Here is a 25,667-nt window from a genome sequence, read left to right as displayed (position 1 = left end):
TTTAACTCCTCTGAGTCAGGCTAGTAATTCGCAAAGGAGGAATCGTCAGCACAGTTCCAGGATTTAACATCCGAGGATTGTTTAAGCGATTTTCTACCGCAATTACACGCCATAAAGCAGGATCGCCATATTCTTCAGTAGCAATACTACTTAAAGTTTCTCCTCGTTTAACGATTCTCACAGGATCATCAATGGGATTAGCAATCTTTGCCTTTTTTTTCGGTTCTTTCCACTCCTTAAATTTACAGCTTAAAGTTGCTCTGACAGGCGTACCATCTTCGAGAAAATGAGTAAGTTTTTTGGTGACACTTTCTAAAAAACCATCAGGTAATAACAAGCTATCTTTACCTGATATAGTTCCCCAAATCAATTGACAACGAGGGGGACGTTTAGGGTTTTTGCCAATACGAGGCTGAGTCAAACTAAAAATTTTGCGGGTATAGTTTTGGACATTTTCTGGGGGAAATCCCATCAACGTGGTGTCAAAGAACAAATCAAGACTGAGTTGAGTTAATTCTTTAGATGCAACTGGGCCATAGTCTCCCATCGACCAGCCTGTTTTAACAATTTCCACTTGATTAGGGTTAAAAAGAACTTTAAATTTATCAGCAAAGTCTCCTGGATTATTTTTTTCGGCTTTGATAGTTAATTTCTCTAGTGCCATTGATTTTTTCCTCTGCGTTCACTTTCAACGACTAGCCGTCGCATTAGTTTGCGTTCAACTTGACTCGCTATAGCATCAACGTCAATATTGGATTGAGTTGCTATTGGTGATACAGGACTAGCAAAAGTTATAGGAGGTGATAAAGAATCAGTATTTGATATCGAATTGCGGTTTGATTGTTGACTATTACTTTTTGATGATGAGGTATTTTTAGCTCCGGGTAAAAGCAGAGATTGAGCTTTTAAGGATGGGTTACTTGCAGAAGTTACAGAGACAAGGGGAAGAGAAGATATATTTTGCTTGTGATTAGTTTGATTATTTTGTGAGGTAGAAACAGTAACAGGTTGTGTGTTGACTAACGTTGCAGGTTGATTTTGATAACTTACCGAATTGATAGCAAATGATATTTCTTGTTGAGTCAAATTAGCTTGAGCAGTGACAATGGGAAGTTGTTTTGATTGGTGCTTAATTGAGCTTAAATTGCCTGCGTAATTATCTGCTTGCGTTTGTTGTTGGTCAGCTAAATTATTTAAATCATTAACAATAGGAAGAGATGACCGCGATCTGGAATAATTCTGGAGTTTTGCTTGAATAATAGGTAGGGTTGTATCAGTAAAGCTGGTAAATTCTTGTGATGACTCTATTTCTCCAGTATTTGGCGATTGTTCAGCAATGGGTTGTGGCAAAACTACGGGAATTTCTGATGAAATGATAGAGGCAACATCTATAATCGGTTGAGATGGGTGATTGAGATTTGATTCAGCGCTATTAGGCGAAGATGCTTGCAAGTCTGTCAAATCTGCTAACGTCATTTCTGCTGTTTTTGGCAATTGTTCGGTTATAGATTGTGACAAAACTACGGGAATTTTTGGTGAAAAGATAGAATCGACATCTACAATCGGTTGAGATGGGTGATTGGGATTTGATTCAGCGCTATTAGGTGGAGATGTTTGCGAGTCTGTCGAATTTCCTAACGTCATTTCTGCTATTTTTGGTAATTGTTCAGCAATTGGTTTTGCCGAAACTACCGGAACTTCAGATGAAGATATAGAGGTTTTATTACTTTGTGTTTCTAAAGTTAAAGATTTGGCTGTTTCATCCGCAACATCCGAGTTTGAGAATTCTGTGATATTTTGGACAGGGATAGTATTATTAACTGTTTTAGTTGCTAAAGATTGAGAAGGATCTAATTTTCTTTGAATTATATTAGCAGAAGGTTCAACTTGGGAGACAGTTGGCAAATTATGTACTCTCTTCTCTACTTTTTGGTCTTGTGCTAATGAAACAGGCTGTGCATAAACAATGGGTATTGACTCAGATGATAGGCTATTAGTATTACCCCAACGTTGCATTTGTTGAGTCAAAAGAGGTAAACGATTTAAAAAGCGATCGCAACGATTAATAATGCGCTGACTCATCGCCATTTTCATCATTCCCGGTTGGTTTAAGGGACGATACAGGCGATTTACCAACCCCTCATCGAGTGAATCTTCCCAATTAGATAAATTTGCCATGATTCAACATAAAACTCCTATAAGATTTTTACTAAATTGAGTACAAATACAAGAGCCTCCTTACCTATCACCTATGACCTATTGCCTATCACCTATCATCTATGACCTATGACCTATTACCTATGACCTATTACCTATTGCCTATTGCCTATTCCCTCTAAATTCCTATAACTTATTACCTATTACCTATTACCTATTGCCTATTGCCTATTGCCTATTCCCTCTAAATTCCTATAACTTAGAAATTCCTTGATGCACTAATTCAATTTTTTCTACAGCAATTTCGTCGCTACTAGCCTTAAAACTTGGCCCTTCCCACTTGACGGGATATGCTTTTTGAAATGTCCACCACATCACCGGAATTTGCTGATCGTTAAGTAAGAGAATCGTACCGTTCAACTGCTCAATCCACCCTTGGCTAGTTGCTTTATACCAAATATAAAACAAATCAATATTTACTAATCCTCGACTCAAAACTAAATTGGGATAAGTAGTATGTTTGGGAAATTTATGAACAAAATCGTTTAAGCCTCCTTCCTGATAAGATTCCAACTCAATTTCACTACTTAAACCACTAACTTCGCTAAAACCACCAACAACAACTCCTCCAATTTCCACAGCAAAGTTATAAGCCATGTAGGGATCGTGTCCCAATAAACTGGCTGTTGAACCTGCGGCTAAAGCTGCATTTAATGCGATAAGTTTGGGATTCATTTATTTTCTGTTCAATCGTTAAGTCGCTGATTAATTTGTACTACCTGCGCCACCCACTGCTGACGTTCTCGGTGTTCCATTGCCATAATCTGTTCGTAAGACCAATGAAAATTGTAGGCAAGGTAAGCTACCTCCTCCAGCAGTCGTTCTGTGGGGTAGCAAACTACTCCCCCACGGGAATAGTTTCTACTTCAAACTCTCCGTCACAGTGGGGACATGCTACCCGCAGACGACTATGACCGTTTTGGTTAATCCTTTGATAAAAATCCTGTAAATAAACTAAATCTCCTGAGAATAAACCCTCAATTATTTTGGTATTAATTTGGTCTAATGTTCCTAGTTGGACTATCGTCCTTGCTAAGAGAATAATCACCAAATAACCAGGATTTTTCTGCACCCTTGGATCTCGGATGGGGGCAATTTCATCATAGGCAGTTGAAAGGCGCATAATGCCTTCGCGGTGAGTGTTACCTTCCGAGTCGAGATATCCTTGAGGCAAGATAAAAGGAAATTCGGTTTGCTGCATGATTTTACTGAAAGTAAATATTAACCAATGGTAATACCTTCATGAACTAGTTCGAGAGTTTCTATCGCTACTTCGTCTGAGGTAGCATTAAAACTTGGAGCATTCCAGATAGTAGGCCAGCTATTTTCTAAATTCCAACGAATCTTTTCTTCTCCTTGATCGTTAGCCAAAATAATAGAAAGATTGCGTCGATCTGTCTCGCCATTCTGTAACTTTTTGTGCCATTCCCACAGTTCTTTATTGTCACTAACTCCTCGCTTTAGGGTAATGTTACCATAAGTATTAAGACCGGGAATTTGACGTTGGCTTAATGCTTTATCTGTTCCTTCTCGATAAGTTCCTGCTTTACGAGTCGCTGTCAAACCGCTACATTCACGAAACCCAGCATGAACAATACCATCCCATTCCACCCAGAAATTATAACCACTGTATGGATCGTGGGGATTAGAAATCGTGGGCATAATAGAACCTCCTGCAATAAATTTGAATTAAGAGTTATCAGTTATATAGGAATCTGCTTTGATTTTTGAACTTACTTGGGTAGGAAGGCAATGGGTAATAGGCAATAGGCAATAGGCAATAGGCAATAGGTAATAGGCGATAGGCAACGGGCAATAGGCAACGGACAATAGGCAAGAAGTCTTTTTGAGTTATATGGGGTTTTTTCACGCAATCAAATATGAGTCCTATATAATTCCCATTAAATTTTTGAAACACTCAACACATATCTACCTCCTTTTTCCAATTTTTTCTGTTGCCTATTGCCTATTGCCTATTGCCTATTGCCTTCATATCAGCGAAATTCCATTACTACTTTGAACAACTAAAAGTTGAATAAATTCCCCCGGAATAGTGGGAGCTAAACCTATTTCTGCTATTACTTGTCCCATTTCTCGATTTTCAGGGGGATTCGTTTCAGCATCACATTTGACATAGAATGCCTCTTGGGGCAAAGCACCTTGGATAGCGCCTTGTCGCCATAAAGATTCACAATAAATGCTTAATTCCCTTTGCAGTCGCACCCATAAAGGAAAAGCATTTGGTTCAAACACTGTATCTGCTAAATTGCGATATACCCAGCGTCCAAAGGTGAGAAATAAACGACGTACATTGACATATTGCCATTCAGAGATTGGGCTGAGGGTACGTACTCCCCACACTCGCATACCTCGTCCTTGGAAGCTACGAATACAATTGACTCCCGCTTCATTTTTTGGATTAAGCTGTTCTTGATCTGCGGAAGTTAGGGCAAAACTAAGATCCAGTACCCCTGCAAGTGGAATATTAGCAGGTGCGCCATGTACCCCGACTGTGCGATCGCAACTTGCATATATTCCCGCAACATGACCACAGGGAGGAATAGGATCGACGCGAAATTCTACTTTTAGCCAAGGTGCATATAATGCTCCGTTTTGGCTATAAATTCGTTTGCGTTGCTCATTTAGTTTTCCTACATCATTCAAAGCATCAAGAATGGCAAAGCGAATCGCCCATCTGTTCGCAATGTTTTAAAATAGCTTGCTGCATCTGCATAACTTCCCCATCTGAACCAAGCATGATGTCGGGAACACAAATCAAATCAACATTTTCTAAGACTTCGCTTGTCTCTAAACCTTCTTGGAGAGCCTCAATAGTATTGTCAGATAAGGCTATAACATAACAAAGACGACCTCCATTTTCAAAAAATCCTTTGATTGCATCTGTTAAATACCCTTTGGCTTGACCAAAATACTGCTGAAAATGCGTCGCTAAGGTTAGCTTTTTTGGTTCTTTCACTTCCTCTGTAACCAGGCCAAAGAATACCGGAACACCTGTCAGTAACTCAGGTTCTGGAGTAGGAACGACATAGTTTAAAGAGATACCTGGTATTTTTGGCTCTAAAGTCGGCATTTGAGTATATGGCAGTCCGCTTTGATTTTTGAACTTACTTGGGTGGGGAGGCAATAGGCAATAGGCAATAGGCAATAGGCAATAGGGAAGGAGGCTTTTTAAGTTGTATGAAGTCCTATAGTTCGTAATTCGTAATTCAGTGGGGAGTGGGGAAAAAACCACTTTCATACTTGGCTTGCCTATGAAACTTGTTTCCTTGAGATTACCTCCTACCTATTCCCTATTTGCCTATTTGCCTATCCCCTATCCCCTATCCCCCATCCCCTACGTTCCCGTCTCAGTCCACTGACTCAGACGGAAAATCACGAATTCTGCCGGCTTCACCACTGCTAGGCCAATTTCTGTGACAACTTGACCCAAATCACGCACTTCTGGGGGGTTGGTTTCGGCATCACATTTCACATAAAAAGCTTCTTGGGGAGTTGTGCCAAACAATGCACCTTTGCGCCACTCTATCAATAAAAAAGCACTGATATTGCGGCGGATTTTTGCCCAGAGTTCGGGTGTATTGGGTTCAAAAACTGTCCATTGAGTCCCTTTATCAATGGAATCTCGCAGGTAACTAAAGTGCCGACGAATATTGACGTATTTGAACTCTGTATTTGCATCTCCGCCCAAGGTACGCGCACCCCAAACGCGGATATTCCCGTTTAATTTGCGAATAACGTTAATTCCATCGGGATTAAGCCCATCTTGTTTGGCTTTGCTGAGATTATATTTTAAATCTAAGGCTCCCAAAATAGTTTCATTGGCAGGGGCTTTGTGTACTCCCCTTTGTCCATCAACCCTTGCATAAACTCCTGCAATATGACCGCTTGGGGGAATATAAATATTGCTATTACTTGCAGGATCGAAAACTTGAATCCACGGGAAATACAAGGCTGCATAGGCAGAGTTGAAGGGTTTAAGGGTATTTACAACTCCTGTGCTGCTCAAGTCAATGGTATCTAAACTATCGAGAATCGCAATGCGATCGCCTAGTTTTTCCGCATGATCTTTAATATCATCTCTAAAGGCTAAATTTCCTGGTGCAGCAATAATAGTGATTTCATCAATAGCTTCAAACGCATCTAAAACACCAGCAAGTTTATTTTTTTCAGATATCCAGGTGACGTAACAACGAGTTCCACCATTTCTGAAAAAGCCATAAACTGCATGAGCTAAGGTGTTTTGCCCTTGGGTATCACCACTAGGTGGTAAAAAGTCACCAAAGAATTTCTTAAATTCACTAAAGTTTGTGATTAACTTAATTTCCCCTTCTTGAGCAATGTTAGCATCGCTGGGAATTACTATTACAGGTAGTTGAACTTGGTAATAACCAGTAATTTTCTCCCCTGAAGTAATCGCATCTTTAAATTTTACAGTTGCAGATTTTTCGGCATCGCTATTGCTAATAGGGTTTGTATCATCTAAATTAACAGGACTCCCACCAACGAAAAAGCCATAAGTCCCCACTGTGGTTACTAGTGGATAATCTCCTGATAATAAGGAATAATTTTTTTGGTTTCCACCTTTACCTTCACCAATTTCAACTGGATTTGTAGGGCTACCTACAGACTTAATTGAGGTGTTGCTAATATTAGTTGATGACCAAGCATTGGCTTTAATCGTGCCAATAAAAGCAGCAATACTGGTTCCAACTCCGACAATTGGAGCAGAACCGGAAGCTATTTCTTCGACATAAACACCTGGGGAAAGATAAGTTGGCATTTCTTTAGCTCCTTGATATAAAGAAGTCGGAGTAAATTGCTGGGATAAGGCAAATAGGCAAGAGGTAATAGGCAAATAGGCAAGAGGCAAGAGGTAATAGGGTTTTAGTTTAGTTTGTTTTTCGTCATAATATAGTTGATTATTGTGCCTATTTACTTATCTTAAAAATAGCTAGTATTTATTTGGATTTTAGAGCAAAATTCTGCTCTGCAATTACTTGACCGCGCTGAATATTGAGTGACTGGGAAACTTTTTGATAACCTGTTGCAGAGACAATCACGGTGATGTTACGCTGACCTAATTTCGGTGATTCTAATCCGATTAATCGATAATTACCTTGTCGGTCGCTAATGCTAGCATCTTCGCTATCTTGAATCTGTACTTTGGCATTTGTAATGAACTTTTTTGGATCGTTTGCATCAGTAATTCTTCCTTTAATTCCCGTGGGTAAAAGCACAATATCCGCCATCGTTGTGGAAATTTTGCCATTGATAGGGGAAGATACTTGAACTTTTGTTCTGACTTCGTTGTATCGAGTTAAGCTGGTAGGTAACGATGCTTCTAGAAGGTATTCTCCAGAGGGTAAATTGGTAAAATAAAAATAACCATCATTGCTGGTAATTTTGCGGTCAGGTCGCTCAGGCATTTTTTCCCATTTTGAACCGTATTGTAGTGCTTTTAGAGATAAAATAGCTCGGAATTTTTCTGGCATCTCAATAATTGCAACTATTGCACCAGAAATATTCTTTTGGGTTTCTTCTTGCAAAACTTTACCTGCGATCGCTATTTGTTGGTTAACTATAGATAGTTCGAGCATCGCTACTCCTGAAACTAAGAGTTTGGTTGATGAACTCCCACCAGTCCCGCTTCTTCACCTGCTTCATCCACAGGAACGGAGATGGTGACAGTACAATGCAAGACAACCTTGGGTCTAGTTCCTTCTTTCCCCCCCATTGCTTGCCAAAATTCACCAAAACTTTGTAAGTTACTGGGACGTAAACTAATTAGTCTTAAAGGAAGTTCTTGTGCTTCTAAGTTATCTGCAATCAAGGTTTCGGGGAGTTTTCGATGTCGCAGCAATACCTTCATCACTGCTCCTAAAAGCTGATGTTCTGTCTGGATATCCTCTTCATTTTGTGGCCAAGCAGTAATTAGATATGAACAATCTACCCTAGCTGGGGGACGTTTTCTAATTGCTCTGCCATTAGTTTGGCGTTCCACTGACCAAGCACTGCTGCGTAACTCTAGATTTTCCTGCACATCATAAAGAAATAAATTAATCGCTGGTTTTTGTTTAATTGCTCCTTGGTAAGGCGTAACAAAACTGATAAATACCTCTGTGTCTCCTGAAGGAACATCAGGTGGAAGTTCTCGCTTCAGTAGCAATTCTAAGGTAGTGTCTAGACCATCTAACATAATCTAAACAATGTTCGTTTTATGACACTGTTCATTTTGAAAGCTGATGAAAGAAAATAACTTATAGTTGAAAATAATACAACCAGTTACTAGCTTTATGAATAAAATATACATGAGTTATTGTCAATATTCTTGTAACTATTAGTAATATTTGCAAAAATTGCAATTTAGGAAAAGTCTGCTAAAATCGATTGATTAAATTTAGAATAAGGAACTTAACGTTGCAGAATCTTGCTGTGGCGCTCAATACTGGGTTGAGCTTTGCTCCGTGTTTGATAATACTAATGTAATAATTTATTCTACTAATACTATATATAATAAATACACATATTTTATGAGTCGCATAAATACTTAAGTATGTCTAATCATTATTTTTTATAGCAATCCCTAACCGAATACCGGAGATAAACTATGTACCGAAAACAAATATCTCAAAAAGCTTCACCCTCGCTGCCGTCAACGCCAATAAGTAAAGAGATTGCCCCTAGTCACAGTTATGGATCTGGATCGTTGTCTTCAGTTGTACAGAGAGTGCAACAAGATCCAAATAGCGTGAGTGGGGATGAGAGACAGGAGTTAGAGAGTGCGATCGGTACAAGGTCAACACGAGAGATTTTGGCGGGAAAGCAAACGCCGTGGATACCTGAATTCCAAGGGATTTCTGCCCAGCTTTGGGGTAATTCTGGTCAAGTTGGAGTACCAATACAGGCGAAGCTGACAATAGGGGAAGCGGGGGATAAGTATGAACAAGAAGCGGATCGAGTAGCCAAGGATGTGGTGCAGCAGATTAACACACCACAAACGAATGCACTACCAAAGGCAGATTCAACACTGGTACAAGAAAAATTGCAACGGAAACAGTTACCAGAAATGGTGCAGCGTCAAGAAGCTATTTCTGAGGGTGAAGCATCAACAGATTTGGAATCAGCCATTAATAGTGCAAGGGGAAGTGGACAAACTTTAGATGACAGTCTGCAACAGTCGATGGGACAGGCGATGGGGGCAGATTTTAGTGGCGTGCGCGTGCATACAGATGCTCAGGCAGACCAGTTGAATCAATCGATTCAGGCGAAGGCGTTTACCACAGGTCAAGATGTATTCTTTCGGCAAGGGGAATATCAGCCAGAGAGTCAAGGGGGACAGGAGTTGATTGCTCATGAATTGACCCATGTGAAACAGCAAGGTGACGAATCGATCAACCAATGCGCTGGAAACTTAGTTCAAAGAATGAAACAAGTTAAGAAAGATAGGTTTCTTGGAGTTTTATTCGAGCTGGAAGATAACGAAGCTGAACCACAAGACAATGAAGAATACACTTACGAATTCGACGACGAACTATCAGACCAGGGAAAGAAGCTATATTGGCGTAGGCCAGCACCAAAACCCGTAGAACTAGATCCAGAGGAAGTTGCAAAATCCAAAAAGAAAAGTAAGATAGCAGAACTTACAAAACCAAAACCAGAACTATTTAACGAAGAATCTGGAGGTGCTAAGGAAGGTACATTTGAATATGTAGCAAATTATCTTTTTGCAGAAGTTTGTAAAGCAGATTCCGAAACTGCTCAAAAAATTTGGTCTGATGTATGGAAAGTAGATGATAGCCAAGATGAACCAAAACTTGTACCAGCACAAGAGGAGATTCCTGACCAGACGAAGAAGGAACTATTAAACCGCATGATCGAGAAAGGCTTAGATACAAGCTGGCAGAAGCAACCTATTGAAAATATCATGCAGTTAGAAGTGAAAAATCAAAAACCTGCTTCTTCTATGGCTATACACCAAATAGATCAGAACATGCTGGACTCTCAAGGAGATGTTCTTTTTAGTAGTAGACCTTGGTTAAAATCACAAACTTTAGGAGTGGGATTCCACACTACGGATGGCGATTCGTCCAAAGTTCTTCAGAGTAGAAATCAAGGAGGTTGGGGAGGAATTACGCGTCCCATCACTGCCCCATTCTTCCAAAAACGATATGCATTAGATCAACAGTGGAATCCTTTAAACCAATGGTTAAGTGATAAAGGCCCAGCTTTCCGAAAGGGTATTAAGGATAATGAACTTTTATCGACTGTGAGTGTAGCAACTAGCTTGCATGCTTGTGTCAAGTTCCCTTTAGCAAATAAAAATAGAACACATACAAAAGAAAATAATCGTGTCCAACATGAATCATTCAAGATGACAGCATATGTTTATGCAGTTATTGTTAAAGACGGATATGCGACATTTACCAAACAAGATAATCCATTCCCTGAAATCGCCACAGGAGACATCGCTATTCAAGATATTATCGGTTATGCCAAAATAACACGTTGGCATGATTATCATAAAAAGGAAAACAACCAACAGGAAAATACAGACAACCCAGATGACTCATCATTCTATTATGAAGTTGATAATTTTGTAGAAAATCCTTTAGGACTGACGGACGAAGAAGTAGCTATACAACAAGAACTTGTAAAAAAGGCGAAGGAAGCGATCGTCAAAGAACAGGAACGAGCAAAGAATGGCAAATATACTCCAAAAGAGAACTAACTAGTAGTGCGATCGCCCCTTTTGTAGGGTGTGCTAACAGATATGACACTAACCCAACATATCGCAATGCAGTCTAACAGTTACGCATACCCTAGCCATCACTAGTTAAGTCTGTTCCACTTCTCTATGTCATTCCAATTATCAGCCGTGAATTCGATAGCAGCAGGAGAAAAAACATTTACTAGACCCATGTTTCCAGAAACAGAAATTACTCCCGATTTAAATGGGTTGCAACCTCTACTACTGCGATTAGATTGGCTGATTCAAACAGCTATTTCTACTGTGCAATCAAACCAAAAACCCGGAGGAGAATTAGAGGTTTCATGGTTACAAAAAACCGAAATATTATCAGAGCAAGCATCAATTACAATTCGGTCTGATTCGCTCTTAGCATGGTTGCAAAAAACTTTTAGCTTATCTGCTTTTGACTTGGATATACTAGCGATCGCTCTTGCACCAGAATTAGATCGTCACTATGAAAAGGTTTATGCTTATCTCCAAGATGATATGAGCAACAAAAGACCTACAGTAGATATGGTCTTAAACTTGCTCTGTTCTAGCGTTCCTGAAAAGCTATCACGACGTAAGCATTTTACTACTAACTCACCCCTAATTTACCATCGTCTGCTCCATCTCTGTCCAGAACCTCATCAGCAGCAATCTACACTTCTTTCTCATCGTCTAATACTCGATTCCCAAGTGGTGAGGTTGCTATTACATCAACCGGGGTTAGATTCCCGACTCATTTCTTGTTGTCAACTACTAGAACCAAGCATATATTTCGATACTTTATATCTCAAGGCAGATGTACAGACAGCACTAGAAGCTTTGTTGAGAGAAGACTGGCAGAAACAACAACCCCAACTACTCTATTTTCAAGGAAATGATGCCTGCGGCGGGCTGCGCCTACGCACAGGTAAACACCGCACCGCCCAAATTCTTGCTAAAGCTTTGGAAGTTCCCTTGTTAGTTGCCGATATAGCAAAGATGGTAGAAGATAAAGCCAACTTTGAGGAAAAACTGCAACTTTTATGGCGAGAAGCCTGGTTTTTTAATCGTTTGCTGTATATCGATAACTTCGATATTCTCTACCTTCAAGAGCATCAAATTCTTTATCAATCCTTTCTCAGACAATTAGAAAAAAATATAGGTATTACTATTCTCTCAGGAGTGCAAAATTGGATACCCACAGCGACGGGTGCAATCGGATTAATTACAGTTCCTTTTACAATTCCCGAATCTAGTCAACGCCGAGAATGTTGGCAAATTCACCTAAAAGCAGCCCATATAACTCTTGAAGATAGAGAGTTAGATGTGTTGTGCGATCGCTTTCTTCTGACCCCAGACCAAATTGCCGATGCTGTCGCCACTGCCTATAATACTGCCCGTTGGCAACAAATTGACTCAATTAAAGAAAAACCATTACCGTCATTTTTAAACTTATGTAGTGCAGCTCGCGCTCAATCGGGTCACGATTTAGCAACTCTCGCCCGTAAAATCGAACCGAAATATACCTGGGATGATATTGTATTGCACTCCAACCAAATAACACAACTACAAGATATTTGCAAAGAAGCAGAATACCGCAATTTAGTACATCAAAAATGGGGTTTTGCAGATAAATTATCTTTAGGAAAAGGTCTAAATGTTCTGTTTTCTGGATCTTCCGGTACAGGTAAAACTATGGCAGCAGAGGTGATTGCCCATCAACTGCAATTAGACCTTTACAAAATTGATTTATCTCAAATAGTTAGTAAATACATCGGCGAGACGGAGAAAAATATCAATCGCATTTTTACTGCTGCAACCAATTCTAATGCCATCCTTTTTTTTGATGAAGCTGATGCCTTGTTTGGCAAACGTTCTGAGGTGCAAGATGCCCGCGATCGCTACGCAAATATCGAAGTAGGTTATCTGTTGCAAAAAATGGAAGAGTATGAAGGTATTGCAATTTTAACTACAAATCTCCGTAGCAATATAGACGAAGCTTTTGAGCGGCGACTCCGATTTATTATTGAGTTTCTCTTACCAGATACAAAAAATCGTCACCTAATTTGGCAGAAAATTTTCCCAAAAAATGCTCCCTGTAGCCCCAATCTTGATTTAGAATTATTGGCACAAAATTTTGAGATTACAGGGGCTAATATTCGCTATATTGCGCTGACAGCAGCTTTTTTAGCAGCAGATGATGGGGGAGTAATTGAGATGGTACATTTAATTCGAGCGCTGCGTCGGGAGTATCAGAAAATGGGACAAGTTCTCAGGGATAAAGATTTAGGTCAATATGTAGATTTGCGTTGACTCCACTAGAACACAAAGCAAACACATCTAATTTGCAGTCACGATTCTTCAAATAAGCGAGCGCCCTGATGTAAACGTTCCGCAATTTGATAAGTTTGTCCTTGAGGGTGGCCGCCGAGATACGTGCAAAATGGGACACGTTGTAAAGTTTTGTAAAGAAACCAGGTTGAAAGCATTGATTTTAGGTTCAGTCGAGCCAGAAATTTTGGAAGCGATATCGCTCGATAGTTCTGTGTAGCGAATAGTGTGTTGAATATTCTTGGTAAGGATTCAGGTGGAACCTAGTTGACAAAGGAGACAAGAGTGCGAGAGCATCACTGTCATGAGCCAAAAGACAGTAAAAGCCATTCCAGAAGAAGAACTAAACCAATTGTCAAAGGAACAGTTGGTAGAAATTATTAAGGCGTTGCAAGAGGAAGTAGCAAGGCTCAAACAAAGCTTAAAAATTGACAGTAAAACTTCATCGTAAACAATCAGGAGCTATTACGGCTGTAGTGAATTTCTGCGCTTGAGCAATCACAGTCAATTACTTTATATTTAAAAAAGCAAATTTACCATTAATACCGTTTGCTTCCATCTTTAATTGGGCGACATAAAACTGTTTTTGAACTACATCACCTTCTGGTGTAAAAGCAATTTCACCTAAAGGAGTTTGATAAGTTAATCTCAGTAATTCCTTGTTCAACTCTTGACGCAACTCAGGTAAAGTTAAATTCTTAATTCTACTTTTTTTGTCTAAAGATTGCAATGCTTCTACATATACTTGTAAAGCAGCAAAAGCTTGTGCGCTAACTTGGGGTGGCTCTCGATGATATTGCTCAACATAAGCTTTACGAAAAGCAGTGTTAATTTCATTTTTGTATTCAGGACTATAAGCTTGAGCAATAATTACACCATCACAAAGCATCCTGCAAACTGAAAATATATGAGAAGTATTAAATCCATTTCCGCCAATAATTAAGCCTCGATAACCAAGTTCCCGTACTTGTTTGACTAAATTACCTCCATCCACAGCTAATCCAGATATAATTATTAAATCTGGTTTTAAATTAATAGCACTACTGGCTTGCGCTTGAAAGTCGGTATCTGTAGTTTGAAACTTTTGGACTGTGACTAAATTTAATTCTAAATCTTTCACTGTTTTTTGAAAAATTTCGGTTTCCGATTTATTAAAGGCATCATTTTGTGCATAGAACACAGCCACCCTTTTGATTTGAGGATTTTGTTTAAGCGCTGCTTTGACTGCGTAAGGAGCGACGACTGCAACAGATGAAGAAACACGAGCGATATAATCACCAATCTCAGGAATGCCTTTAGCAGTATTTGATGCACCAATCACTGGAACCTGATTGCGTTCTGCTATCGGGTCAGCACTAAATGCCTGTTGTGACAGAGTAGGGCCAATAATACCAACAACCTTATTTTGATTAATTAAACTGCCAAAGGCATTAATTGCTCCAACCTCATCGCCACCAGTATCTTGAAATATTAACTCGATTGGTTTACCATTAATCCCATCTTTGTTATTAAAATACTTCTGGGCAATTTTAACTCCATCAGTTCCCTCTTGACCTAGTAGTGCTACATTACTGGTTTGAGCAAAAGCGATCCCAATAGGAACAGTATTAGCTGCACTTGTTACTACTGCGGAATTATTTGCTGGAGTTAATCTAACGTTGCTACTTTTACTACAAGCTGCGATCAGCATCCAGCAAATAAATAATAATGCTGTATTACGTGATATCCCAAACCAGAGTTTAACAGTGAGCGTGCTTTTCATAGATGCTCGATTATAATCTTTGAAGAATATTAGGGATTTTGAGATATTGTTCTTATATAGTACTTGTAAGCTGTTCAGCATACAAACTTCTTCTGTTAACGCGGCAGTTACTTATTTTCTTCCAAGGAAACGAGCGCAGCTCAGAAAATAGAACCGAGTCGCCCCTCTGCTGAGTTGATAACTGAAAATTCAGTTTCGGGTGTAGAAGTCAAAACAGTTCATGAAGGTATTTATTTCGCCGTATCTGTACCAAATTCTGAAAAATGTTCGCATGAGGCGATTGTAGCGAGGTCAAATCTGCGACCGGGGCGTATGCAGAAACTCAAGGTTGCGGCGAATTCGGGGCAGAATCCGGGCTTTGACTTCTTGCGGAAATGCAGAGATTATGATCCGGCACTTGTGATAACGATCAAGAAACTGCTAGCTAAATTTCCCCAGGGGGGAATTGCAATTGCAGACGGAGTATTGATTAACTTTAAGAGTTAATGCTAAAAGGTAATTGAACGTGGATTTATTGGTTAGAGAAGTTGAACTTAACGATGCTGAAGCTATTGTCAGCATTTTGAATCCAATTATTGAGGCTGGAGTATACACAGCGTTTGATACACCCTTGACTGTCGAGGCTGAACGTGATTATATTTTACACTTTCCAATACGTGGAGTATTCCATGTAGCTCTGTGTTATCACGAGCAAAAGGTTGTAGGATTTCAAAGTATGGAAGCATTTGCTAACTACACCCATGCCTTTGATCGTGTGGGAGTGCTAGGAACTTATGTTGATCTGTCATATCGACGCCAAAAAGTAGGTACAAGTTTATTTAATGCTACGTTTGAGCTTGCGCGTCAGCGTGGGTACGAAAAACTGCTTACTTATATTCGTGCAGATAATATGGCGGCATTAGCTACTTACCAAAAGCTTGGTTTTGGAATTATTGGTACAGCGAAAAGACAAGCCAAAATTAACAGCAGATATATAGACGAAATCATTGTTGAAAAATTTTTGTAGAGATTACAGATGGACACTCATGAATTGCTATGGCAATGCTGCTCGCTTTGTGCATTTTTAACTCGGAATTGGGTTTGGGAAAAAGGTTACTGGGTCTAGGTTGAAAATTTTTTCTTTGCCATTTTCCCCAAAACCCGATTAGTATTGGGTGAAGTGGGATGAGCAACGCAATTGCCCTTCATTGCAGTACCAGAGTGCGATCGCTGATTTTGAAGGAGGCGTTGCGAACGAGGATTGGGATAAAATCACCGGAAGCTGTGTTTGTGGCTGCTTGTAAGGAGGGGAAGAAAGCGGAAGCACAACAGGCCAAATCTACTGCGATTGCTTGGTTTGAGTGGGCGAAGAAACAGCGAATTGTGATTGCAATGTCTGGTGAGATTGTGTACACGCGCTTTAAGTGAAGCGGTGGCGTTGACCGAGACGATCCAGCGGTTTGGGATGCAAGGGTAGAGTTTTGTGTCTGCCTAAAATTTTAAATAGTCGAGTAAGGCGATCGCTGCTCGTTCTCAGTGAAGCTGATAAATTTGTGCAAAAAAATCAATACTTTTCTAAGATGCAAAAGAGTGCTTTGGGAAGGGGATCGATTATCCCATGATAGACCGTTTGTTTAGCCAAACGCAGATGAAATCGTTCTTTGAATATCTGCCCAATCTCCTCTGGGCTAAAGCGGTAAGGCCCTTGTTCTCTTGTTTCCTCTTGAGAGAAGCATTTCAGTAACAGGTAGCACTTAGGCTTTAATAAGCTTGCGACTGTTTGGACGTAAGTACCATAGCTTTGGGGTGGCAGAACATGGAAGCATCCTCTGTCGAGAATCAAATCGAAAGATTGTTGCAAACGACTGTTGAGAATATCATCTTGTTGAAACGAAATTTCTAATCCCTTTTGGTTTGCCTTTGCTGCCGCCTGACGAATGGCCCCCTCTGACAAATCTGTTCCCATCGTCTGAAATCCTCGTTCGGCTAGGGCAAGCGCCTGAGTTCCGGGCCCTGTTCCCAAATCCAGCACTGAACCATTGCTCACCTCAAGGGTAAGGAGCGCTTCTTCGACATCTGGATCTAAGCTAGGGTTGAACCAAGGCATGGTTTCAACGGCCTGTTCTTGATAGAGCGTTTCCCAGTTCGGAAATTCTCGTTCGGTCATCATTAGTTACCCTTTCTATTGAATAGGTGAATATAATAGCTACAATGTCTTGTAAAAACTCAAGTGATTAAAGTCAGCTAAATTGCCTTATGCTTTTGGCATGGTAGAGTCAATCGACTTACGTTGATGTAATAGCTCAAACCATTGGCTCAATTTAGGATACTCTTGCTGCCAATTATGGCCAAATCTGAGGCTGTAGTAACCCAACCCTGATATAGCTGCAACATCAACAGCACTCATAGTTTCATTGAATAGGTAGGCTGAGTTAGTCAACTTTTGCTCAAAAACACCTAAAAGGCGATTAATGCTGGACTGATATTTAGCTTGGGTGGCAAAATCGGCTTGATTTCCTTTACGGGTTTCGTACCACAATCCCACAACATTATCTATCAAATTATCTGCTAACTCTTCCCCCTGACGACAGCACAAACGCTCGACGCGCGAACCTGGATAGAAACTCGGCTCAGGATAAGTTTCGTCTAGATACTCCACAATCAGCGTTGAATCCCAAAAAACGAGACCATTTTCATCTACCAATACTGGAACTTTCCCAATGGGAGATAAACTCAGAAATTCTCTTGATTTATTGTTAATGTCTATTTCTTTAGGTTCGTAAGGTAGCTGTTTCTCTGCCAGGACAATTCTCACTTTCCGAGCGTAAGGTGAACGCTGTGCATAGTATAAAATTCGCGCCATATCACTGCTATAAATTCAGTTCAATTTCAATACCATTGCCAATTTACGAGGCTTTAAAGCCCGTAGAAACGGCATGAATACGTCCCAAAGAAGTAAGCTTGGCAAAAATCTGATTTAATAAAATAGGCTCAGGCATTTCCGGAAGCATTTTTAAGATTTCATTAACATATCGAAAACCACGGTAGTGAACCTTAAGGTCAATAATGCTGGAACCGGGATTGTGGTGACGAAAATCAGCGAGAAGATGGTGGGATAAATTAACCATGAAGAATGCGTGTTTTAGCAGCATTAGTCACAGCAGTTTGTCCCAGGTTCATAAAATCTTCCAATCCCCAGAACTGCTTGGCATCACGAAAATTAAACACGAGAGTGGAAACGGAGTTTGTAGTAGTCGATTATCTTCTCATATGAAAACTTTAGGTCACTAGAAAATAGAATTACATGACTACGAGCATTAGTTTTAAGATTTGTTTTGACTACAGTAACTATATTTAGTGCTTGAGCAAATTCCTTTCGAAGTATTCAAAATTCAAAATTCAAGCATTTTAGAACTTCTGCCCCTCTGCCTCTCTGCCTAATGCCAATACCCAACGCTAGTTTTTTGGACATTGCTCAATCTACATTGTTTTGATAGGAATACCGGATTTTTATGAAAACTTCTTGCTTACTTAAATGGAATATGTGATACTCTAAAAACTATAAACAAAGCACGGTAGTTCTATCGAATTACCGTAGTTTAAAAGGACAAGACTCATGCAGCTACTATGGTTCATCCCAACCCACGGCGACGGACGTTACCTTGCAACTGCTACAGGTGGAAGGGCAGTAAGCTTTCCTTATCTGCGGCAGATTGCCCAAGCGGTGGATGACCTTGGTTATACAGGGGCATTGCTGCCTACAGGCCGCTCTTGCGAAGATGCTTGGATTGTAGCGTCAACCTTGGTATCACTGACGCGACAGATGCGTTTTTTAGTAGCGATTCGTCCCGGCTTGGTATCACCTGGAGTAGCGGCGCGGATGGCGGCGACTTTCGATCGCCTCTCTGGGGGACGCTTGCTGATTAATGTCGTGACTGGTGGCGATCCCGTGGAGTTAGCGGGAGATGGCTTGCATTTGGATCACGATCGCCGCTATGAATTAACAGATGAATTTTTGACAGTATGGCGAGCGATCGCTAGTGGCGAACAAGCCAATCTCCAAGGCGACTATCTTAACATTCAGGATGGGAAACTGCTGTTTCCACCCGTCCAGAAGCCATATCCGCCCTTGTGGTTTGGCGGTTCCTCTCCTGTTGCTCAAAAAATTGCTGCCAAGCACATAGATGTCTATCTAACTTGGGGCGAACCACCGGCGCAAGTAGCCGAGAAGATTGCAGCAGTTCGCAGACTTGCAGAAATACAAGGCCGGACTTTGCGGTTTGGAATTCGCCTACATGTGATTGTGCGCGAAACTGAGAGTGAAGCTTGGGATGCAGCGAATCAATTGATTAAGTATGTGGATGATGAGGCGATCGCCAAAGCCCAAAAAGCTTATGCCCGGATGGATTCAGTTGGACAACAGCGAATGACTCAATTACACCACGGTAATCGTGAGGCATTAGAGATTAGCCCGAACTTGTGGGCGGGAGTCGGTTTAGTGCGGGGTGGTGCGGGAACAGCCTTAGTCGGCGATCCTCAAACCGTAGCTGCCAGGATATTAGAATATGCTGATTTAGGTATTGAGTCCTTTATCCTCTCTGGCTATCCCCACCTAGAAGAAGCTTATCGAGTTGCAGAACTTCTATTTCCCCATTTGCCATTAGATAATTTACCCGCAGTGGAGAAGCAACACGTCTTAAGTCCATTCGGCGAGATTGTGGCAAATGAAGATTTCCCTAAGCAGCAACATCAGGAGAAAGCCACATCCATATCCTAGTAAAGTTTAGGGTATTGGGCATTGGTTATTTCCCATTCCCCATTCCGATTAATGCATAGGAGTTTAATTGAATGACAAATATTTTAGCGATCGCAGGTAGTCCAACACATCCATCTAGAACCTATGGTGTTGTCGAATATACTGCCCAGCTTTTACAACAAGAAGGCTTGCATATAGATATTATTTCAGTTCGAGATTTACCTGCTGAAGATTTAGTTTTTGGACGATACGACAGCCCTGCTTTAGAACAGCCAAAAGCTTTATTAGCAAAGGCAGATGGTGTGATTATTGCCACCCCAATCTACAAAGCTGCTTACACAGGAGTGCTAAAAACATTTCTAGATTTGCTGCCACAAAAATCATTAACAGGTAAACCCGTGTTACCAATTGCTTTGGGTGGAACCATCGCTCATTTATTAGCAATTGAATATGCTCTAAAACCTGTGTTATCTGAATTAGGAGCGCGGCATATCCTCGCTACAGTTTATGCAGTAGACAAACAAATTCAACGCCAACCCGATAACAGCGTCTTGTTAGATGAGGAAATTGACCAAAGACTCAAAGACGTTCTTAAGGAATTTGTGAAAGCTGTAGAATATGATGCCGCAGCGCCTCAAGAATTGGTTCATGCCAATTAAATAATTAAGTTTATACCTCCGTTTGCTTGTAGCAGAAGGGTAAATTTTACCCATCTGTTACTTTTTTTTAAAGTTAATCAGAGCCACATAACTTTACTTTCAGAATTTCATAAATGACACTTTTATTGCAATCTTCAAATTATTTATAGATCGCGCTCATACTTATCTGCCAACTTTTATAGTCTATTAAACTAACACCGCTATAATTTATTATCTTTTCTATAAAATATATTGTATATATGCAAATTGTCTCCTAACTCTACCTATAGTAGATGAGTGAAATTTACTCATCTACTACTTTCTCTATTTACAGCAGTTTTCATGTATTTGAACCACATTTGTCGTCAGGACACAGCATTGCTCATTAGTGTCAACTTAACGCCAAACCCCTTGTCCGTCGGGAATTGAAATTCCCGCCTCATAGCTCAAGTCATCTGAAGATGACTAAATATCGACCAAAAATCTCCAGTCTACTTCAGTAGACTTAACCTAAAAGCCGGAAAATTTATTTTCGGGCGGGGATGGGCAGCACTTTTTTGGTCAGGTTAGCCAGTAAATTAGAAGTAGGGCGTAAAAAAATAAACTCAATGAAAGCGATGTCTAACGACAAGCCGCAAGGCGTCTGCGCTTCTGAACTTGCATCTATCGTCGGTGAAGAAAATGCTATTTGCCTTTGGGAAAATATCGAATTCAGTCAGCAAAAACGTATCCAACAAGCTATAGCTTCTGGAAATTCACCCAGTTGTATTGTCTATCCCCGCAGCCAAGAACAGCTAGCCGCAGTCATGACCGCGGCTCACGCCAATAACTGGCGCGTGCTTCCCTGTGGTAGTGGCAGTAAACTTAGCTGGGGTGGTTTAGCAAAAAGCATTGATGTTGTAGTTAGTACAGAACGCATCAACCAACTGATTGAACACGCTGTTGGTGATTTGACTGTCACAGTCGAAGCTGGGATGAAGTTCTCCGATTTGCAAGCACTTTTGGCAAAATCGCGGCAATTTCTTGCTCTTGACCCCACAGCACCAGAGTCAGCAACCATTGGCGGTATTGTTGCCACAGGTGATACAGGTTCTCTGCGGCAACGTTATGGCAGTGTACGCGACCAGTTACTAGGTATTACATTTGTCCGTGCTGATGGAGAAATCGCCAAAGCTGGGGGAAGAGTAGTTAAAAATGTTGCCGGATATGACTTGATGAAGTTGCTTACCGGGTCTTATGGCACATTAGGCTTTATTAGTCAATTAACTTTTCGCCTGTATCCGCTAGCCGAGGCATCGGGGACGGTGGTACTAACTGGGAAAGCTGAGGCTGTATCTCAAGCGGCTGATATCCTTCGAGGTTCGGCGTTAACACCAGTTCAGGCTGATTTGCTATCAACTAAATTGGTGTCTAGTTTAGGATTGGGTGAAGGACTGGGATTAATTGCTCGGTTTCAAAGTATTAGTGAGAGTGTTAAGGAACAATCAAACCGAGTTTTGGAAGTTGGACAAAAGTTAGGGTTAAATGGGGCAATTTTTACCGATAGTGATGAAGCTAATCTATGGCAGAGATTGCAAGAACGAATACATACTACTGCTACAGAATCGGTAATTAGCTGCAAAATAGCAGTATTACCTACTGCTGCTGTGGGGATTTTGACTCAAGTGGAGTTGGGTTTAATTCATCTTAGTAGTGGTTTAGGTTTGTTACAATTAGAGAGTAAAAATCAAGTTTTGAAAATCCGCGATCGCTTAGGCTTTGCTAGAAGCAATCCCACTCAAGTGAGTAGTGGTTTTTTAATAATTCTGTCAGCACCAGTTGCGGTTAAACAACAAATAGATGTTTGGGGTTATACGGGTAATGCTTTACCGTTAATGCGCCGTATTAAGGAACAGTTTGATAGTAAGCATATTTTAAGTCCTGGTCGGTTTGTGGGTGGAATTTAAGAAACGAACCGCTAAGACACAGAGAACGCTCAGATAGAGAGGGGAACAAGAGAATATATGCAAGTTTCAGAAAATTCTGTTAATAATACGGCTAGTTTAAAGAATTTGAAGGGCTTTGATGAAAGTCATCCACCCGATCCGAAATTAATTGATAGTTGCGTACATTGTGGATTTTGTCTTTCGACTTGTCCTAGTTATCGGGTGCTGGGTAAGGAGATGGATTCTCCTAGAGGACGCGTCTATTTAATGGATGCAATTAATGAGGGTGAAATTGCTCTCAATACCGCAACAGTAGAACATTTTGATTCTTGTTTGGGGTGTCTTGCTTGTGTGAGTACTTGTCCTTCTGGCGTGCAGTATGACAAGTTAATTTCTGCAACTCGTCATCAAGTTGAACGAAATTATCCCCGCAGTTTACCAGATCGATTTTTTCGCCAACTAATATTTACTCTGTTTCCCTATCCTAATCTTTTACGGGTTTTATTAGTTCCGTTGTTAGTTTATCAAAAATTAGGATTTGCTAAGTTATTTCGGGCTACGGGTTTACTGAATAAAATATCGCCCCGTTTGGCAGCAATGGAATCAATTCTGCCAGAAATTACTCTCAAATCTTTTCAAGATAGTTTGCCTACTGTGATTCCTGCTAAAGGTGAAAAGCGGTATCGAGTCGGGGTAATTTTGGGTTGCGTCCAACGGCTGTTTTTCTCCCCCGTAAATGAAGCGACAGTGCGCGTTTTAACAGCGAATGGTTGTGAAGTTGTGATTCCCAAATCTCAAGGTTGTTGTGCGGCGCTTCCCGAACACCAAGGACAAACAGAACAGGCGAAAGCTTTAGCAAGACAGATGATTGATAGTTTTGCCAAAACAGATGTGGATTTCGTAATTATCAATGCTGCTGGTTGCGGTCATACTTTAAAAGAATACGGTCACATTTTAGAAGATGACCCAGAATATCGAGAAAAGGCAAAGGATTTTGCCGCTAAAGTTAAAGATGCTCAAGAATTTTTGGCAACTGTTGGGTTAACAGCGAAACTTTCACCATTGACCGATAAACCATTGAATTTAGTTTATCAAGATGCTTGTCATTTATTGCACGGACAAAAGATTAGCGTCCAACCGCGTCAGATATTGCGACAAATTCCAGGGGTGAAGTTGAGAGAACCAATAGATGCAGCTTTATGTTGTGGCAGTGCTGGAGTTTATAATATGCTGCAACCAGAAGTGTCTGAAGAATTGGGTCGGCAAAAAGTACAGAATTTGTTGAATACTGGTGCTGAGTTAATTGCTTCTGCTAATCCGGGGTGTACTTTGCAAATTACCAAGCATTTGCAGTTGCAGGGTAAGAAGATGTCAGTTATTCACCCGATGGAGTTGTTAGATTATTCGATTCGCGGTGAGAAATTGAAATTGTAGACATTTTTTTGTGGGATGGACACCTGTAATTGATTTGAAAGCAAAGAGCCAAAGCTACGTTTTTACTCCCTCCTCGCTTGCCTACGGTGTATACACAAGTCAAATTACCCCCCTTAATCCCCCCTTGTAAAGGGGGGAAACAAGAATCTTGTTCCCTCCTTACCTCCTTTTAATAGAGGTACTCCTTCGATGACCCGATGTATTGGGGGGAAACAGGAATCTTGTTCCCTCCCCAATACATACGGGGAGGGTTAGGGTGGGGTAATTCGAGGACTGGTAGTGATTCGATAACTTGTGTGTACACCGTAGCCTTGCTTGCAAGCAGGGTTGGCGGTGGGGTTCATCTGAATTCTGTTTAATTAAACAGACAAAAATAATCACTCAATCTGAAGAAGTTTTTTCCGAAATAGCCGCTTTATCGTCTGTATAATCACTGAAACGGGCAAGAGCATCAAGCTAATTTCGGGTAATTTGTGATGAAACTAGATTTAGTCAGGTTTTCTCAAGCTTGCAACCCCAGTAAAACTCTGGTCGTGAGCAAACCGGAAGATAAACAATATTATATTGATTTCTCTAAAGTGCGTGGTGCCAAAATTATTGAGGAACTTGGGCGAACTATCGCCCGCCTTTCACCTGAAGAACCCACTTGTCAATTGTTTACCGGACATATCGGTTGTGGCAAATCCACTGAATTACTGTGGCTAAAGGCAGAGTTAGAAAAGCAGGGATTTCATGTGGTTTATTTCGAGTCTAGCCAAAGCCTCGATATGGCTGATATTGATGTTACAGATATTTTATTAGCAGTAGCTCGTGAGGTGAGTCAAAGTCTGGAAGCAATCAAAATTAACCTCAAACCAGGATACTTTAAAAATCTGTTTACGGAAATTTCTGAGTTTTTGCAAACGCCGCTAGATATTGGGGTGGAGGCGGAATTATCTGTTGGTATTGCTAAAATTACTGCCAAAACTAAAGATAGTCCCAAACTTCGCTCTCAGTTACGGCAATATTTAGAACCGCGCACCAACGGCATTTTAGAATCAATTAACAAAGAATTGCTCAAGCCTGCAAGAGAGAAACTTAAGCAGCAAGGTAAAAAAGGACTGGTGGTAATTATAGATAATCTCGATAGAGTAGATAATTCTTTAAAGCCTTCCGGTTATTATCAGCCAGAATATCTGTTTGTGGAACGGGGCGAACAGTTAAACCAGCTAAATTGTCATGTTGTTTATACCATTCCCTTAGTGTTGATTTTTTCCAACGCTTTAGGAAGGCTAACAAATCGCTTTGGCGTAGACCCCAAGGTTTTGCCGATGGTTCCTGTGCAATTACAAGATGGTTCGCAATTCTCACAAGGAATCATGCTGCTGCAACAGATGGTGATGGCGAGGGCTTTTCCTGGTGTGAGTTGGGAACAAAGCCGGAATTTAATTACCGAGGTTTTTGATAATTCTGATACTTTAGAGCGACTTTGCCGAGTTAGCGGCGGTCATTTGCGTAACTTGTTGATGTTATTGTTTCGCTGTCTTCAGCAAGAAGACCCGCCTTTGTCGCGGGAGTGCGTAGACAGGGTGATTAAACAACGCCGCAATGAGTTAACTTTGGCAATTACGCCTGATGAATGGGAAGTACTGCGTGAGGTGGCGCAAAAGAAAAGCTTGAGAGGTCATGAAAGATACGAACTTTTGCTCCGCAGTATGTTTGTATTTGAATACCGGAATGAGGATGGTTCGTGGTTTGATGTCAATCCGATTTTGGCAGAAGCCAAAGAATTTGGGTTATAAATCGGCATATATGAACAATTACCCCCCTTAATCCCCCCTTATAAAGGGGGGAAACAAGAAATCTAGTTCCCTCCCCTTTATAAGGGGAGGGTTAGGGTGGGGTAAAA

At 40.7% G+C, this 25,667-nt stretch carries 22 protein-coding genes and 3 pseudogenes; 10 read left to right on the top strand and 15 right to left on the bottom strand.

The window, feature by feature from the left end; translation table 11 throughout:
- Position 1: 1 nt before the first annotated feature.
- The 11 genes and pseudogenes from NSTC731_RS23045 to NSTC731_RS22995 form a co-directional block, all read right to left on the bottom strand.
- Positions 2-664, bottom strand: coding sequence for a CIS tube protein (locus NSTC731_RS23045; protein WP_445626959.1), 663 nt, complete (start codon positions 662-664; stop codon positions 2-4).
- The gene (locus NSTC731_RS23040; protein ID WP_445626958.1) at positions 655-2,178 is read right to left on the bottom strand and encodes a hypothetical protein; all 1,524 of its coding nucleotides are present in this window, start codon (positions 2,176-2,178) and stop codon (positions 655-657) included. The genes NSTC731_RS23045 and NSTC731_RS23040 overlap by 10 nt, the downstream gene beginning before the upstream one ends.
- A 231-nt stretch (positions 2,179-2,409) precedes the next feature.
- A complete protein-coding gene (locus NSTC731_RS23035; RefSeq protein ID WP_445626957.1) occupies positions 2,410-2,892 on the bottom strand; it encodes a phage tail protein in 483 nt (160 codons plus the stop codon).
- A gap of 11 nt (positions 2,893-2,903) precedes the next feature.
- Positions 2,904-3,038: pseudogene (locus tag NSTC731_RS23030) on the bottom strand (DUF6760 family protein); the annotation flags it as partial.
- A gap of 17 nt (positions 3,039-3,055) precedes the next feature.
- Positions 3,056-3,418 carry a hypothetical protein gene (locus tag NSTC731_RS23025; protein ID WP_012408133.1) on the bottom strand — a complete coding sequence of 121 codons (363 nt, stop codon included), beginning with the start codon at positions 3,416-3,418 and terminating at the stop codon, positions 3,056-3,058.
- Between the two features lie 20 nt (positions 3,419-3,438).
- Positions 3,439-3,879 (bottom strand): phage tail protein, encoded by a 441-nt coding sequence (locus NSTC731_RS23020; protein WP_445626956.1) that lies wholly within the window; start codon positions 3,877-3,879, stop codon positions 3,439-3,441.
- A 327-nt stretch (positions 3,880-4,206) separates the two neighbouring features.
- On the bottom strand, positions 4,207-4,881 hold the full coding sequence (locus NSTC731_RS23015; RefSeq protein WP_445626955.1) for a phage tail sheath family protein: 675 nt from the start codon (positions 4,879-4,881) through the stop codon (positions 4,207-4,209).
- Positions 4,882-4,885: 4 nt separating this feature from the next.
- A complete protein-coding gene (locus NSTC731_RS23010; protein ID WP_445626954.1) occupies positions 4,886-5,308 on the bottom strand; it encodes a hypothetical protein in 423 nt (140 codons plus the stop codon).
- Positions 5,309-5,572: 264 nt separating this feature from the next.
- The gene (locus NSTC731_RS23005; protein WP_445626953.1) at positions 5,573-7,018 is read right to left on the bottom strand and encodes a phage tail sheath family protein; all 1,446 of its coding nucleotides are present in this window, start codon (positions 7,016-7,018) and stop codon (positions 5,573-5,575) included.
- Between the two features lie 178 nt (positions 7,019-7,196).
- A complete protein-coding gene (locus NSTC731_RS23000) occupies positions 7,197-7,835 on the bottom strand; it encodes an MSCRAMM family protein (RefSeq protein ID WP_445626952.1) in 639 nt (212 codons plus the stop codon).
- A 14-nt stretch (positions 7,836-7,849) separates the two neighbouring features.
- Positions 7,850-8,434: a DUF4255 domain-containing protein gene (locus NSTC731_RS22995; protein ID WP_445626951.1), complete on the bottom strand. Its 585-nt coding sequence runs from the start codon at positions 8,432-8,434 to the stop codon at positions 7,850-7,852.
- 411 nt (positions 8,435-8,845) lie between these two features.
- Between NSTC731_RS22995 and NSTC731_RS22990 the strand changes: the two genes are divergently transcribed.
- The 3 genes and pseudogenes from NSTC731_RS22990 to NSTC731_RS22980 form a co-directional block, all read left to right on the top strand.
- Complete coding sequence (locus tag NSTC731_RS22990) at positions 8,846-10,966, top strand: eCIS core domain-containing protein (protein ID WP_445626950.1); 2,121 nt, start codon at positions 8,846-8,848, stop codon at positions 10,964-10,966.
- Between the two features lie 189 nt (positions 10,967-11,155).
- Complete coding sequence (locus tag NSTC731_RS22985) at positions 11,156-13,267, top strand: ATP-binding protein (protein WP_445632150.1); 2,112 nt, start codon at positions 11,156-11,158, stop codon at positions 13,265-13,267.
- A gap of 322 nt (positions 13,268-13,589) precedes the next feature.
- Positions 13,590-13,733, top strand: a pseudogene (locus NSTC731_RS22980) (DUF1192 family protein); the annotation flags it as partial.
- A gap of 60 nt (positions 13,734-13,793) precedes the next feature.
- Here NSTC731_RS22980 and NSTC731_RS22975 read toward each other — a convergent pair.
- Positions 13,794-15,047 carry an ABC transporter substrate-binding protein gene (locus NSTC731_RS22975; protein WP_445626949.1) on the bottom strand — a complete coding sequence of 418 codons (1,254 nt, stop codon included), beginning with the start codon at positions 15,045-15,047 and terminating at the stop codon, positions 13,794-13,796.
- A 505-nt stretch (positions 15,048-15,552) separates the two neighbouring features.
- Here NSTC731_RS22975 and NSTC731_RS22970 point away from each other — a divergent pair.
- Positions 15,553-16,053, top strand: coding sequence for a GNAT family N-acetyltransferase (locus NSTC731_RS22970; protein WP_445626948.1), 501 nt, complete (start codon positions 15,553-15,555; stop codon positions 16,051-16,053).
- 158 nt (positions 16,054-16,211) lie between these two features.
- Entirely contained in the window at positions 16,212-16,454 is a 243-nt protein-coding gene (locus NSTC731_RS22965) for a hypothetical protein (RefSeq protein WP_445626947.1), read from the top strand.
- Between the two features lie 136 nt (positions 16,455-16,590).
- Here NSTC731_RS22965 and NSTC731_RS22960 read toward each other — a convergent pair whose 3' ends face one another.
- The 3 genes and pseudogenes from NSTC731_RS22960 to NSTC731_RS22950 all read right to left on the bottom strand — a co-directional run.
- Positions 16,591-17,196 (bottom strand): class I SAM-dependent methyltransferase, encoded by a 606-nt coding sequence (locus NSTC731_RS22960; RefSeq protein WP_445626946.1) that lies wholly within the window; start codon positions 17,194-17,196, stop codon positions 16,591-16,593.
- An 84-nt stretch (positions 17,197-17,280) separates the two neighbouring features.
- A complete protein-coding gene (locus NSTC731_RS22955) occupies positions 17,281-17,889 on the bottom strand; it encodes a glutathione S-transferase family protein (RefSeq protein WP_445626945.1) in 609 nt (202 codons plus the stop codon).
- A gap of 43 nt (positions 17,890-17,932) precedes the next feature.
- A pseudogene (locus NSTC731_RS22950) lies at positions 17,933-18,411 on the bottom strand (IS4 family transposase); the annotation flags it as partial.
- Between the two features lie 231 nt (positions 18,412-18,642).
- Here NSTC731_RS22950 and ssuD point away from each other — a divergent pair.
- The 5 genes from ssuD (at position 18,643) to NSTC731_RS22925 (ending at position 25,560) form a co-directional block, all read left to right on the top strand.
- Complete coding sequence (gene ssuD / locus NSTC731_RS22945; protein WP_445626944.1) at positions 18,643-19,803, top strand: FMNH2-dependent alkanesulfonate monooxygenase; 1,161 nt, start codon at positions 18,643-18,645, stop codon at positions 19,801-19,803.
- A gap of 71 nt (positions 19,804-19,874) precedes the next feature.
- Complete coding sequence (gene ssuE, locus NSTC731_RS22940; RefSeq protein WP_445626943.1) at positions 19,875-20,441, top strand: NADPH-dependent FMN reductase; 567 nt, start codon at positions 19,875-19,877, stop codon at positions 20,439-20,441.
- A 587-nt stretch (positions 20,442-21,028) separates the two neighbouring features.
- Complete coding sequence (locus tag NSTC731_RS22935; protein ID WP_445626942.1) at positions 21,029-22,366, top strand: FAD-binding oxidoreductase; 1,338 nt, start codon at positions 21,029-21,031, stop codon at positions 22,364-22,366.
- A 57-nt stretch (positions 22,367-22,423) separates the two neighbouring features.
- The gene (locus tag NSTC731_RS22930) at positions 22,424-23,779 is read left to right on the top strand and encodes a (Fe-S)-binding protein (RefSeq protein WP_445626941.1); all 1,356 of its coding nucleotides are present in this window, start codon (positions 22,424-22,426) and stop codon (positions 23,777-23,779) included.
- Positions 23,780-24,255: 476 nt separating this feature from the next.
- Complete coding sequence (locus NSTC731_RS22925) at positions 24,256-25,560, top strand: P-loop NTPase fold protein (RefSeq protein ID WP_445626940.1); 1,305 nt, start codon at positions 24,256-24,258, stop codon at positions 25,558-25,560.
- Positions 25,561-25,667 lie beyond the last annotated feature (107 nt).

The sequence above is a fragment of the Nostoc sp. DSM 114167 genome (assembly GCF_052692655.1).
The sequence above is the reverse complement of the archived record's forward strand: the minus strand, read 5'-3'. Positions and strand labels throughout refer to the sequence as shown.